The following is a 13,950-nucleotide window of genomic DNA, read 5'->3' on the forward strand; positions in this document are numbered from 1 at the left end:
TAAGAAAATAAAATATATGCAAGCAAACGAAGTTTTAAAGGCGATACAAAACCGAAGATCAGTTTTTCAAGCTAATTTTACTGATAAAGAAGTTTCTAAAGAAGATATTTTAAGCATTTTAGAGGCCGCAAATGCTGCTCCTACTCATAAAAGAACGCAACCTTGGCGTTTCACTATTTTCAAAGGTGAAGGATTGGTACGATTGGGCACTGAGCTTTCACGTATTTATAAAACAGTCACTCCTACTGAGAAATACCTTGAAAAGACAGAAATCACCATGGGTGAAAAAGCAACCCAGTCAAAAGTTGCTATCGCATTAATTGTGAATTACACGGGCGATCTTCCAGAGTGGGAAGAATTGGCTGCTACAGCCTGTGCCGTTGAGAATATGTGGTTAGCAGCACATTCTTTAGGATTAGGTGGCTACTGGGCTACTCCTGGATTAATCCATCATTTAGGAAGCTTCTTACATTTAGAGGAAAATCAAAAATGTATCGGTTTATTTTATCTAGGACATCACGAAATGGAAGCTAGGGAACCTGTGAGAGGCCCTATCGCTGACAAAATTCGTTGGGAAGAATAAAAGGTTTTACAGTTATTAAAAAGGTCGGCTAAATAACTAGTCGACCTTTTCTGATTTTTTTCTATTATCTACTTTTTTTCTTCAATTCCAAAGCAATGAGTTGGCTTACTACCTCGTGTCTGACTTTCTACTGGAAAACTGATGATTAATTTCCCCTTTTCTCCTTGCCATTTAGGTCCTCCTGCTAATAACCTCATTGCTTCTGTCTTCAGGGTTTCATTTTGAACCTCCTCAACATTCATATTTGAAAGCTTTCCGTTTTTATCAACTGTAAAAGCAATAATAAGCTTACCACCGCTATCTTTCAGACGTGTATTCTCTTGCAGATACTGCTCAAAGGCATTCCACCCTCCTATTGGTGAGGCATCTCCTCCTGCTAAAATCGGTTCGATAACTATCCTATTCTCAGGATAGCTCAGCTCAACCTCCGTAGTACGACTCGTATTTGGCGTAAAATTCTTGAAATAAATAAATGCAATCAGCACAACAAAAATCACCCCTGCTGCAGATCCAATTGCTAGTCTTTGCCAAGTATAAAACTGCGCATTACGTGTAGATATCGTTTGTTCAACGCGGCGGTTTAATCGTTGTTGCAATAAACTTAATTGCCGCACATCAATACCTTTCTGCATGCGATAACCTTCAATGGCATCTTGCAAAAAAGGGTCTTCCAGTGCCTCTTTTTCCAACTGAAACATTTCCTCTTTATTCATCAAACCACTGATGTAGTTATGAATTCTGGATAATTGATAATTATTTTCCATTTTACTTATTCTCCATACAAATTTTCAGATTACGCTTTCCGTTTTGAATATAGCTTTTCACTTTATTCATATCAAGCCCCGTCATAACGACGATATCTTTATAACATTTTTGTTCCAAATAAAACAATCGAATACAGCGCTCCTGTTCTGGTTTTAGTGTCAACATACAGCTTTCTAATTTTTCAAATTGACTTTCACTCCATTCTTTAGGGTTAGTATCGTCCAAATAGTCAACACCAATAGCGACCTGCTCATCAATGTCCACATGCTGCACTCCTTTTTCTTTACGTAATTGCATCAAACAAAAATTTCTCGAAAAAGTGTATAACCAACTTTTAAAGTTATCGACCTCATGAATACGTAATTTCCGAATCAATTCTTCAAAAATGTACATAACAGCATCTTGACTTTTATCCTGATCTTGTAAATACTTGAAACAGACTCCATACAATAATGACATATAAGGAGCATACAATTTCCCCAAAAGATCCAAATCTCCTGTAACGCGATACTGTATTAATAATTCCTTTTCAGTCATACGATGAATGTTATTATGATTAATAGATGCTTTAAGGTACGAAATTCCATAATAGTTCAGGGATATATTATGTATACTGGGTTCAATCTGCCATACTATAAAGGAATACAGTATTCTGTCTCCAGTCATATTTTAATTTAAGACCGTTTGTCCGGCGACTGCAATTAGGCCTGCTCATGATTCAAAAGGACTTAAAAAACGAGCAATTTCATTTTTTAATTAAGTCATTCCATTTTTTCTAAATTATATTACTTGGACGCAATCTCTTATAAAATTCGTAAAAGTTATGGCTAAACTTCATGAAAAACATTGTTTTTAACTTCTTTTAATGAATATTGGTAAGCAAAAAACAACAGATTGATTCATAGTGATCATAAAGCTTTAAATTGATAATGTTATATTCGTACGGTTAAAATAGCATAATTTTTTTATGTTTTTTTGACAGTAAATAAAGGAATAATATGCTTATGAATGGATATGAATTAATAGCTATTGGCTTGTATATGGCTTTAATGATTGGAATCGGAATCTACTCTTGGAGAAAATCCAACAGCAATTCAGACGATTTTTTAATTGGAGGCCGAAAAATGGGAGCTGCTGTCACCGCTTTGTCGGCAGGTGCTGCAGATATGAGTGGCTGGTTGTTAATGGGACTTCCTGGCGCAATGTATCTTTCCGGATTATCTAGCGCTTGGATTGCAATAGGATTGACCATTGGTGCATACTTAAACTATGTCCTTGTAGCTCCTCGGCTTAGGGTTTATACTGAGGTCGCTCAAAATGCCATTACCCTTCCCGTATTTTTTGAAAATCGATTTAAAGATAAGACGCAATTATTGAAAATTGTGTCTTCAATATTCATCCTGGTTTTCTTTACCTTATATACTTCTGCCGGTATGGTATCTGGGGGACGACTGTTTGAGTCGGCATTTGGAATGGATTATTATACCGGACTATTTGCAACAACTTTTGTTGTTGTACTCTATACTTTTCTGGGTGGTTTTTTAGCCGTAAGCCTCACCGATTTTGTGCAAGGAACTATTATGGTTACAGCTCTTGTCATCATCCCTGTGGTATTGGTGATTCAAATCGGAGGCCTAGGTACTACTTTAGATATCATAGCAAGTAAGGGTAGTAACTATTTAGATCTTTTTAAAGGTACTACGACGATTTCCATCGTATCATTACTTGCTTGGGGATTAGGCTATTTTGGACAACCGCATATTTTGGTTCGTTTTATGGCTATCGGTGATGTTAAGGATATTCCTAAGGCTAAAAAGATAGGGATTAGTTGGATGATTCTTACCGTTGGTGGAGCACTGCTATTAGGCCTGTTTGGCATCGCTTATCTATATAAATTTGATCCAGCGACCATGTTACAGTTCGACCAATCGAAGGAAGTGTCAGAAACAATTTTCATACATCTTTCGAGAACCTTATTTCATCCATTAATTGGAGGATTTCTATTATCGGCAATTTTGGCAGCTGTTATGAGTACGATATCGTCCCAATTATTAGTCACTTCGAGTTCGATGACAGAGGATATTTATAAAGCTTTCTTTAATAAAAATGCTTCTGCTAAACGCATGTTGTTGGTTAGTCGTATATCTGTGCTTGTTGTTGCGATAGTAGCTTTGTTATTATCTTTAAATCCAAAGGATAGCATCTTGAATTTAGTAGGAAATGCCTGGGCGGGTTTTGGAGCAGCCTTTGGTCCGCTTATCATTTTATCTCTCCTATGGAAAAGGACAACAGCTACTGCAGGATTACTGGGCATGTTAGTGGGTGGAGCAACCGTACTTTTATGGGTATATATCCCTCATGATTATAAATACGTTTATGAAATCATACCTGGTTTCATTTTAAGTTTTATTACTACGGTTGTTGTTTCTCTCCTTAGTAAACCTGTCGATTCTGAAATTCAGAATGAATTTGACCAGGTGAAGGAGATACTAAAATCCTAAAATAAAATTATAAAAAAAGGATAACCCCAATAGGATTATCCTTTTTTTATATACGATTATGTGTACTGTAACACATGAAGATAACACCAAACAGATTACTGCAATCGTAGCAATATATCACGTTATGCTCCTTCAATTATGCTATTCAACATTTATTGAAATAGCAATAGTGCAATGATCAAAGTAACGATTATATTAAAGGTCTGTGCAATCAGGAAGGCATATAGCGGTTTTTTATTATCCTGCTGAAAAAGATCCTTAAAATTAGTTTCTAAACCGATCGAAGTAAACGCCAATGTAAACCACAGTCCTTGAATAAATTTTAAACTGCCTTTAATCTCTGCATTTGTTTCTGGTGAAATGAAAAATGAAAAAAGTAATGACGCAAAAATAAAACCTAGAACAAATTTCGGAAATCGCTCCCAGATAATTTTCAATGTGGGTTTTTCTTTCTTGGTCTCATCATCCACGGATTTCGCATAGCTCCAATAGATACTAATTGCAAATGCCGCAATTCCTAATAAAACATTTTGTGAGAACTTAACAATTGTACTGATTTTTAAGGCTTCTTCTCCAACCAAACTACCAGAGGCAGCTACAGCACCCGAAGTATCGATAGAAACCTCCTAACCATGCTCCTGTAACTTCTTGCGACAGCCCCATCTTATCTGCTAAATAGGGCATAAAAATCATCATGGGGATAGCCGTAATCAATACAAGTGAAATGACATAAGAAAGTTTTTTACTGTCGCCCTTAATAGCTCCGGATGTCGCAATAGCAGCCGACACACCACAAATGGACACGGCACTTGACAACATGAGTGACATTTCTTTATCAATCTTCAGTTTTTTACAGACCCAAAAAGCAAAGTACCACACCGATATGACCACCACTAACGCTTGAATAAGTCCCAAAGATCCCGCTTTCAGTATATCTCCAAAAATCACGGTAGTCCCTAAAAGAATCAACCCAATCTTCACATATAATTCTGTACTTAATGCGGCCTTAAACCAGTCTGGAAGTTTAAAGAAATTACTGATGACCAACCCGATGGCCAAACTAAAGATAACGGCTTCTAGGTTATAATCTTTCACGAAAGCATTTCCAGCCAAAATCAAGGCTAACATGGTCAATATATACACTGTAGGGAATACAATCAGTAAATTTTTAACTGATTTCCCAAGTAGAAAAGCACCTAAAATAGCCGCCATTAGGACAAGTCCAAATTGCGTGGCAATAGCCACTAGATTGTCTGTTGCAAACACGAGTTCCTCAAGTTCGGAGAAGTTTTGCCAGTGGAAAATGGGTTGAGGTACAATAACGCCAAAAATAGCCAAGAATACAATTCCTAAGCCTAAGATAACAACTACCCAATCCTCAGCTATTGAGAATGATTTCGAAGATGACATGTATAAAGGTTTTAATTTTGAAACCCCAAATTTAGAAATATTATCCTTGTGGGCAACTCCTAAACGAAAAAGTTACCAAATAAAAAAGCCGTGGTCTTTACACCATGGCTTTTTTTATTTATAATAACCTTTTAAAACCTAAAAACAATATTTATTTGCATCAATCAATTTCTTCGCAATTCGCTGACGTGCTTCTTTTACATTAAATGGTTCTGACTTTGTAAAACGTCGCAGTCCAACTAACATCATTTTAAGTTCATCTCCTTCAGCAAATGAATTCAACGCTTCTTTTCCTGCAACATTAACTTTATCGACTGTGGAGTACAGGTAGATTTTAGCCATATCTGTTGCGTCTGCACTTTCTTCAGGCCCTTTTGTATGATACAACTTCTCTGCACGCAATAGCGCAGATTCAGCGATGTAGATATAACCAATCACATCGGCGATATTCATCAAAATCTCCTGTTCTTTAGATAGCGACATCATCAGTTTTTGAACCGCAGCTCCTGCTATTAGCAATCCTGCTTTTTTCAGGTTAGCAATAATTTTCTTCTCTGCTGCAAATGGAGTCGCATCCTCTTCACCAAAATCAGGAATAGCCAACAGTTCTGCTGCAACTGCTGATGCCGGCCCCATTAAATCAATCTCACCTTTCATAGCTCGTTTCAATAACATATCTACGACCAATAAACGATTTACCTCATTTGTACCTTCAAAAATACGGTTGATACGAGAATCACGATAGGCACGTTCCATTGGTGCTTCTGCCGAATAGCCCATACCGCCATAAATCTGCACGCCTTCATCTACTACATAATCCAACATTTCGGAGCACCAGACTTTAATAATAGCACACTCAATGGCAAATTGTTCTACCGATTTCAATTTTGCTTTCGCTTCCTCCATGCCACCCGCAACTAGGGACTCATGTGCATCATCAATATTCTGACCAGCACGATATGCCGCTGATTCTGTTGCAAACAAGCGTGTCGCCATCTCGGCCAATTTGTAACGAATAGCTCCAAATTTGGAAATAGGCAAATTAAATTGCACACGTTCATTTGCATATTTAACAGCCTGTGTAATGACCATTCGCGATGAACCAATGGTTGCAGCCCCTAATTTTATACGGCCGATATTTAAGATATTAACGGCTATTTTAAAACCATTCTCCCTTTCGGAAAGCATGTTTTCAATAGGAACTTCACAATCATTGAAAAAAACCTGACGTGTGGAAGAGCCTTTGATTCCTAATTTATGTTCTTCAGGGTTCATACTAATTCCCCCGAAATCTTTTTCGACAATAAAAGCAGTCAAATTCTTATCATCATCAATTTTAGCAAAAACAATAAAAATATCGGCAAAACCTCCATTTGTAATCCACATCTTTTGGCCATTGATGACATAGTGTGTACCTGCGGGATTTAATTTTGCTGCTGTACGGCCAGAATTGGCATCGGAACCCGAATTAGGTTCTGTCAAACAATAGGAAGCCTTCCATTCACCTGACGCTAATTTTGGAATATATTTTGCCTTTTGAGCAGCATTACCGTAATATAAAATAGGCAAAGTACCTATCCCTGTATGTGCAGATAAAGCAACAGCAAAGGAAAATCCGCCTCCTACGGCATCGGCCACTAACATGGAGGTATTGAAATTTTTACCAAAACCACCATATTCTTCTGGTATAGATACACTTAACATACCCAACTCACCAGCTTTATCCATTAAACTCGGCATCAGTCCTTCTTCTTGGGCATCGATGCGATCTAATTTATTTAAAACTTCTGTTTCTAAAAAATCAATACACGTTTGACGAATCATCCTTGCTTCTTCGTCAAATTCTTCAGGAATAAAAATATCTGTATAAGAGGTTTCTTTGATTACAAATTCTCCGCCTTTAATTGTGTTACTCATAATTTTTTCTGATTAAAGTGCAAAGGATAAAGACGATGCCCTATTTCTTTGCTTCTATTGTTTTAAAAAAATATTGTTACTTTTTTTTTGAATTGCCCATACAGCTTCAATCATTTACTTAGGCTGATGAATATATTCAAATCAATCTGCAGAAATCCATTTGATTTCAATTTAGAAACCATGTCTTCCTATAATTTTCACATCATGTATCACGTCCTTATTCTATGAACTTAAAAAGCTTTTATCGCGCTAGGAAGTGCTAAAAAATGGTACAACTATAACAACTCAAAAATACCTGCTGCTCCCTGTCCAGTTCCAACACACATGGTGACCATACCATATTTTTTATTTCTACGCTTTAATTCATTCAATATTTGAACTGTCAATTTAGCGCCGGTACACCCCAGTGGGTGTCCTAAAGCAATAGCACCTCCATTAACATTGACTTTTTCTTCATCCAAACCCAACTCACGGATAACGGCTAAAGATTGTGAAGCAAAAGCTTCATTCAACTCAAACAAATCGATATCCTCTTTCTTCAATCCTGCCATTTTCAAAGCTTTGGGTATCGCTACAATGGGACCAATCCCCATAATACGAGGTGGTACACCTGCCACTGCATAGCTCACAAGACGCGCTATTGGTTTCAGATTTAATTCATTCATTTTTTTCTCTGAAAGCACTAAAACAAAAGCTGCTCCATCTGAGGTTTGAGAAGAATTTCCGGCTGTCACCACACCATCGGCGGCAAAAACAGGTCGTAACTTTGCTAATACCTCAAGAGAGGAGTCCGCACGTGGTCCTTCATCAGTGTCCACGACATACTCTCGTGTCTCTATTTTTTTTCCATCCTTTAGATAATTCTCTTTCACTGTTATAGGCACAACACCATCTTTCAAGTGTCCATTCTTAATGGCTTCAATAGCTTTCTGGTGTGATTTTAAAGAAAATGCATCTTGATCTTCGCGAGATATATGATATTCTTTTGCAACGGCTTCGGCGGTAAGCCCCATCCCCCAATACCAATCTGGGTTTTTCTTGGCTACTTCAGGATTTGGAACAATTTTCCATCCTCCAAAAGGCATACCCGACATCACTTCAACACCTCCAGCAATAATACAATCGGCCATGCCTGCTTTTATTTTCGCTACAGCTGTGGCTATTGTTTCCAGTCCAGAGGCACAGTAACGATTCACAGTGACTCCTGGGACCTTATCCGTCTCTAAGCCCATAAGCGATATTAAACGTCCTACATTCAATCCTTGTTCTGCTTCTGGCATTGCATTTCCAACGATTACATCGTCAATTTCTTCTTTATTTAAATTTGGAACTGATGCTACCAAGTGCTTGATAACATCCGCGGCCAAATCATCTGCACGCATAAAACGAAATCCACCACGAGGTGCTTTCCCTACTGCCGTACGATATCCTGCTACAATATATGCTTCCATAATAATATGAGTAGTTATATAACCTGAGTTTTTTGATATAATTAACTGTGTCTCGACTTCCTAATTAGATCCATGTACTATGGAAAGAAACTGAATTAATTCTTTGCTTGAATTTCATGCTGCTCCCTCTGCGATGTTCGAAGGAATTGAAACCGCGGCACGATTAATCTGACTGATTAAATTTCTCCTTATCTGGAAAAATCGATGTAACCTTTTATATATCAGAAATAAAAGTTATTGCTTTTTGCCAAATTTTCAATTCCTTGTTATTGATGCATATCTAAATACTAATTTCTTAACGGTTTTCCTTTTGTTAACATAAATTGAATCCGCTCCAATGTTTTCCTTTCCGCACATAACTCAAGAAAAGCTTTTCGCTCTAAATCCAATAAATATTGCTCTGAGACTTCTGTTGGTGCAGACAATTCGCCACCACATAAAACTGTTCCTAGTTTTTCTGAAATCTTTTTATCATGATCCGAGATATAATTTCCCGCCCGCATTGAGCTTGCTCCAACATATACTATACCAAGACCTTGTTTTCCTAATACCTTAATATCTGTTCGTTGCACAGGTTGCAGGTATCCAGCATTTGCCAATTCCAAAGCTTTTTCTTTAGCATCGGCAATGAGTCTTGCCTTATTCATGGTAATAGCATATTTACCTTGCTGTAAATAACCTAATTCAAAAGCCTCTACTGCCGAAGTGGATACTTTTGCAGTACCTATAGTCAAGAAACGGTCCTTTAACGTATTTTGAACAATTTGATCATCTTTGTATTCATCTGAAGCACGTAAAGCAAATTCTTTCGTGCCTCCTCCTCCAGGGATAACGCCAACACCAAATTCGACTAACCCCATATATGTTTCAGCATGTGCCTGCACAAAATCTGCATGCATAGAAAATTCACAGCCGCCACCCAGTGTCATTTGAAAAGGAGCGACTATCACGGGTATCGATGAATAGCGGATACGCATAGAAGTATTTTGGAAAGCACGAACTGCCATGTTTAATTCATCATAATCTTGCTCCGCTGCCATCATGAATATCATGCCTATATTTGCACCTGCGGAGAAATTTTTCCCTTCATTGGAAATCACCAATCCACGATACTCTTTCTCTGCCAAATCAATCGCTTTATTTACTCCTTGAATGACATCTCCACCTATCGTATTCATCTTTGTATGGAATTCACAATTGATGATACCATCTCCTAAGTCAATGATTGAAACTCCTGAATTTTTCCAGATTGTCTTGCTATCACGAATATGATCCAAAACAATTAAGTCCTCAGTACCGGGAATCGGTTTGTATGATTTGGAAGTGATGTCATAATAATAACGTACACCATTTTCAATTTTATAAAAAGATTCACAACCTGCATCCAACATAGCATGTACCCATGGCGCCACTTCACCACGTTGACCTGGAAGACGTTTTTCTTCTGTTTTGATTTTTTCTATTGTCTGACGAACACCTAGGGCATCCCACACTTCGAAAGGTCCTATCTCCCATCCAAAGCCTGCACGCATTGCATCATCGATACGGAAAAAATCATCCGTAATCTCCGGAACACGATTAGATACATATTCAAATAAAGGATAATGCATCGCACGGAATAATTCCCCTGCTTTATCTTTTCCTTCTTCATACACTTTCATTCGCTGACGAATATCCTCCACCTGCTTAGTCTCTTCCAAGGTCGTTGATTTAACTTTACCTTGTGATTCAAACACTAGTGTTTGAAGGTTTAAAGCCTGAATTTCAGAATTCCCTTCTGCATCTTTTATCTTTTGATAGAATCCTTTTTTCGTTTTCTCACCCAACCACTTATTCTCTACCATTTTGGTTATGAAAGATGGCAATTGAAATACTCCTTTGGCTTCATCATCGGGTGCATTTTGTGCGAGTCCATTAGCCACATTGACCAATGTATCTAAGCCCACGACATCAGCTGTACGGAAAGTTGCAGATTTAGGATGTCCCATTGCAGGTCCTGTATATTTATCTACTTCTTCCACAGTCAAACCTAATGGCTCAACTAAATGTGTCAAAGCAAGCATGGAATAAACACCTATCCTATTTCCAATAAAAGCAGGTGTATCTTTACACAATACAACCGTTTTACCTAAAAATTTATCTCCAAATTCCAACAAGAAATCGACCACCTCATCTTTCGTGTGTGGCGTAGGGATAATTTCTAACAATTGTAAATAACGGGGCGGATTGAAGAAGTGTGTTCCACAGAAATGATCTTTAAAATCTTCTGACCTACCTTCTGTCATTAAATGAATGGGAATACCTGATGTATTTGAAGTGATTAAAGTTCCGGGTGTACGGTATTTTTCTACTTGTTCAAACACAGATTTCTTAATATCCAATCTTTCGACCACAACCTCAATTATCCAATCGCAGGACGCGATATCTGCCATATTATCATCAAAGTTTCCTGTCGAAATCCTTTTAACAAAGGATTTGCTATAAATAGGAGATGGATTAGATTTGACAGCCGTTTCTAAAGACTGATTGACAATGCGATTGCGCACGACCTTACTTTCCAAAGTAAGTCCTTTTGCTGTTTCAGTGGGTAACAGTTCTTTTGGAACAATATCCAAGAGTAATACTTCCGCACCAATGTTAGCAAAATGGCATGCGATCCTAGAGCCCATTACCCCAGAACCTAATACTGCTACTTTTCTAATGTTTCTGCTCATTTATTTAATTGTTTATTATCAATAATTAGGTTAACCTAATCATTGATCGATGGTACTGTTTTCTTCTTGATAGGCGGTGGCTAATTCATTCAATTTAGCCAAAGATTTCATCAGTTGTGCCCGTTCCTTTTCCGATAAATTTAATTCCAAATAGTGATTAAAGTTACGAACGACATTCTTTGCTATTTCCCTTTTTTCTTTCCCTAATTCGGTTAAATAAACCCTTACTGATCGTTTGTCCGATGCACTTGCTTCCCTATAGATAAATCCCAATTTTTCTAAATTATTTAACACACGAGACAAACTAGTTGTTTTTACTCCGGTAAGATTTGCGATTTGCGATACTGGAGTACCTTCTTTATGGATATTAATTAAAATATAGCCAGCAGCTTGTGTAAAACCATATTGCGCTGCAATTTGGTTATACTTATTAGCTATAGTCTGCCAACCTGTTTTTAAAAAATAATCGATAGTTTTATTCTGGTTCATAATTTATATTATTATATTGCTATGCAAGCATAACAAATCTAATTTATTTTTCTTAGAATTCAAATAGTATTTTTTTATTTTTTAATAAATACTTGTCAGAAATGAGTAGCACTGTTCCAAACTGCCAAAACTCACTCATAGACTTACAGAAAAGCAATATTTTCAGAATGTGGAAAACTTTTAAACACTACAAAACAACAAGTTAAGCAAAACAACACTATAGTTACTCACATTAATGCTTTTATTTTCAAAATTAAATCGGTTACCTTTGTACAAACAAACATAAACGTATGGCTTTAGTTAATATTCCGAGACTTGACTTGCTAAATTTCACTGAGGGAAATTCAGATCAACGCAATCAATTTATCCAAGACATTGGAAAAGCTTTTAACGAAACTGGTTTCGTTACTATTGCAAATCATGGTCTTTCAAAAGAATTAATAGACGAATTGTATCAAATCGTTCCGGCATTTTTCTCGTTGCCGACAGCGACCAAATTAAAGTATGAGTTTCCCGAACTTGCAGGACAAAGGGGCTACACGACAAAAGGCCGTGAAAAAGCTAAAGACTCCACCACTCCAGATTTAAAGGAATTTTGGCAAAGAGGACAGACGATTGTTGGTGAAGAATATAGTAAAACTGATTTCCCTGATAATCCGGAAGTTGCCGAATTACCTCGATTCAGTGAGATCACCGGCGAAGTATATAAAAAGCTAGAAGATACTGGTCGCGAATTATTAAAAGCTATCGCAACTTATTTAGATTTAGAAGAAGACTACTTCGAAAAATTTGTCATCAATGGTAACTCAATTTTAAGAGCAATCCATTACTTTCCGATTAAAAATCCAGAAGAATTAGCTGCTGATGCTGTTCGTGCAGGAGCACATGAAGACATCAACTTAATTACTTTATTGATTGGGGCTAGTGCGGATGGTCTGGAAGTAATGACAAAAGATGGCAAATGGTTCCCTATTAAAGCAAAAGGTGAAGATATTGTGATTAATGTGGGCGACATGTTACAACGCTTAACCAATAACAAATTAAAATCAACGACACACCGTGTGGTAAATCCTCCTCGCGAATTAATGGGAACTTCTCGTTTCTCCATTCCTTTCTTTTTGCACCCTAAGTCATCGATGAGTTTAGCTTGTCTCGATTCTTGTATCAGCGAAGATTATCCAAAGGCGTACCCTGATTATACAGCAGGAGAATACTTGGACGAACGCTTGAGAGAGATCGGTTTGAAGATGTAATAATAAAGACCGTGTTTTATAACAAAATAAGGCGCTACAGACTAATCTGTAGCGCCTTATTTTGTTATGGTAAAACTATAATCAATTGTCAATACTCAGAATATTCACAATTTATATCCAATACCGACATTCATAAAAATGTTGTGCATACCAAAACTAATACTTTCAAAACCAGTTTTCATAATGTTATTAAAGCCATAATCAAACTGTGCTAAAGCGAACAATTTCTTATTGATATTATAAGAAGTCCCTAAACTCGCTCCTACATCAATGTTCCGGACACTTTTTGAAAAATCATATGCTGCCTCATCGACAATTAGCTTCTCTCCTGTTGGAACCTCACTTCGCATATAGCCATTTGTAGCCTCTCCAAAGAATTTTCTTTTGACAGCAAAAGCAATGTAAGGACCTGCTTGAACATTCCACTTCTCAGATAATTTATAAGTAGCTAAAACTGGAACTGAAAGATAAAGGTTGTGCACTTTTGTTGTAATATCACCTGTATAATAACCTCGCATATTTTCATTAGGATCATCATTCGCATTAAAAGTTGTTTTATATCCTTTAACGGTAGCATCAGCATTCATGCCCTTACCTTCAAATGTTAAACCTAAGATTACTCCCCATTTTTGATCAATTTGGTAATTTGCTCTAACTCCCAAAAGAAATGGCACTGCAGGGGTATATTTATTAATTTTTCGAATTTCCTTTGGTAATGATAAAGGAGCAGCTCCTCCGATTTTACCACCCGCTATGATATCAATACTAAAATTATTTCCGACAGTATCCTGCTTGACTTTTTCATCCGCTTGTGCTATCATATTAAATGTAGAAACCACTAAAGCGATTATATAATATTTCATATTC

The 13,950-nt window shown here is 37.1% G+C and carries 13 protein-coding genes; 3 read left to right on the forward strand and 10 right to left on the reverse strand.

Going from position 1 to position 13,950, the window contains the following annotated elements; translation table 11 throughout:
- The first annotated feature begins 16 nt into the window (after positions 1 to 16).
- Entirely contained in the window at positions 17 to 583 is a 567-nt protein-coding gene (locus tag ACFX5U_RS19245; RefSeq protein ID WP_038701126.1) for a nitroreductase, read from the forward strand.
- A gap of 68 nt (positions 584 to 651) precedes the next feature.
- Here the strand turns inward: ACFX5U_RS19245 and ACFX5U_RS19250 are convergent, their stop codons facing one another.
- The gene (locus tag ACFX5U_RS19250) at positions 652 to 1,296 is read right to left on the reverse strand and encodes a hypothetical protein (RefSeq protein WP_400261774.1); all 645 of its coding nucleotides are present in this window, start codon (positions 1,294 to 1,296) and stop codon (positions 652 to 654) included.
- Between the two features lie 52 nt (positions 1,297 to 1,348).
- Entirely contained in the window at positions 1,349 to 1,885 is a 537-nt protein-coding gene (locus ACFX5U_RS19255; protein ID WP_280571717.1) for a sigma-70 family RNA polymerase sigma factor, read from the reverse strand.
- Between the two features lie 467 nt (positions 1,886 to 2,352).
- Between ACFX5U_RS19255 and putP the strand changes: the two genes are divergently transcribed.
- Positions 2,353 to 3,849 carry a sodium/proline symporter PutP gene (gene putP, locus ACFX5U_RS19260; RefSeq protein WP_400261775.1) on the forward strand — a complete coding sequence of 499 codons (1,497 nt, stop codon included), beginning with the start codon at positions 2,353 to 2,355 and terminating at the stop codon, positions 3,847 to 3,849.
- A 152-nt stretch (positions 3,850 to 4,001) separates the two neighbouring features.
- On the opposite strand, the gene ACFX5U_RS19265 is transcribed toward putP, so the two are convergent.
- The 7 genes from ACFX5U_RS19265 to ACFX5U_RS19295 form a co-directional block, all read right to left on the reverse strand.
- The gene (locus ACFX5U_RS19265) at positions 4,002 to 4,430 is read right to left on the reverse strand and encodes a putative sulfate exporter family transporter (protein ID WP_400261776.1); all 429 of its coding nucleotides are present in this window, start codon (positions 4,428 to 4,430) and stop codon (positions 4,002 to 4,004) included.
- Position 4,431: 1 nt separating this feature from the next.
- Positions 4,432 to 5,259: a YeiH family protein gene (locus ACFX5U_RS19270; RefSeq protein WP_400261777.1), complete on the reverse strand. Its 828-nt coding sequence runs from the start codon at positions 5,257 to 5,259 to the stop codon at positions 4,432 to 4,434.
- A gap of 138 nt (positions 5,260 to 5,397) precedes the next feature.
- On the reverse strand, positions 5,398 to 7,176 hold the full coding sequence (locus ACFX5U_RS19275; RefSeq protein WP_400261778.1) for an acyl-CoA dehydrogenase family protein: 1,779 nt from the start codon (positions 7,174 to 7,176) through the stop codon (positions 5,398 to 5,400).
- 275 nt (positions 7,177 to 7,451) lie between these two features.
- The gene (locus ACFX5U_RS19280) at positions 7,452 to 8,627 is read right to left on the reverse strand and encodes an acetyl-CoA C-acyltransferase (protein ID WP_038701132.1); all 1,176 of its coding nucleotides are present in this window, start codon (positions 8,625 to 8,627) and stop codon (positions 7,452 to 7,454) included.
- Between the two features lie 114 nt (positions 8,628 to 8,741).
- Positions 8,742 to 8,852 carry a four helix bundle protein gene (locus ACFX5U_RS19285; protein WP_400263617.1) on the reverse strand — a complete coding sequence of 37 codons (111 nt, stop codon included), beginning with the start codon at positions 8,850 to 8,852 and terminating at the stop codon, positions 8,742 to 8,744.
- A gap of 62 nt (positions 8,853 to 8,914) precedes the next feature.
- Positions 8,915 to 11,341 (reverse strand): 3-hydroxyacyl-CoA dehydrogenase NAD-binding domain-containing protein, encoded by a 2,427-nt coding sequence (locus ACFX5U_RS19290; RefSeq protein WP_400261779.1) that lies wholly within the window; start codon positions 11,339 to 11,341, stop codon positions 8,915 to 8,917.
- Between the two features lie 39 nt (positions 11,342 to 11,380).
- The gene (locus tag ACFX5U_RS19295; RefSeq protein WP_038701136.1) at positions 11,381 to 11,830 is read right to left on the reverse strand and encodes a MarR family winged helix-turn-helix transcriptional regulator; all 450 of its coding nucleotides are present in this window, start codon (positions 11,828 to 11,830) and stop codon (positions 11,381 to 11,383) included.
- A gap of 290 nt (positions 11,831 to 12,120) precedes the next feature.
- Here ACFX5U_RS19295 and ACFX5U_RS19300 point away from each other — a divergent pair, with 290 nt between their 5' ends.
- Positions 12,121 to 13,083 carry an isopenicillin N synthase family oxygenase gene (locus ACFX5U_RS19300; RefSeq protein ID WP_038701138.1) on the forward strand — a complete coding sequence of 321 codons (963 nt, stop codon included), beginning with the start codon at positions 12,121 to 12,123 and terminating at the stop codon, positions 13,081 to 13,083.
- A gap of 104 nt (positions 13,084 to 13,187) precedes the next feature.
- On the opposite strand, the gene ACFX5U_RS19305 is transcribed toward ACFX5U_RS19300, so the two are convergent.
- Positions 13,188 to 13,946 (reverse strand): porin family protein, encoded by a 759-nt coding sequence (locus tag ACFX5U_RS19305; protein ID WP_400261780.1) that lies wholly within the window; start codon positions 13,944 to 13,946, stop codon positions 13,188 to 13,190.
- Positions 13,947 to 13,950: the final 4 nt, after the last annotated feature.

The sequence above is a fragment of the Sphingobacterium sp. SG20118 genome, from assembly GCF_044740685.1.
Taxonomy (GTDB): Bacteria; Bacteroidota; Bacteroidia; order Sphingobacteriales; family Sphingobacteriaceae; genus Sphingobacterium.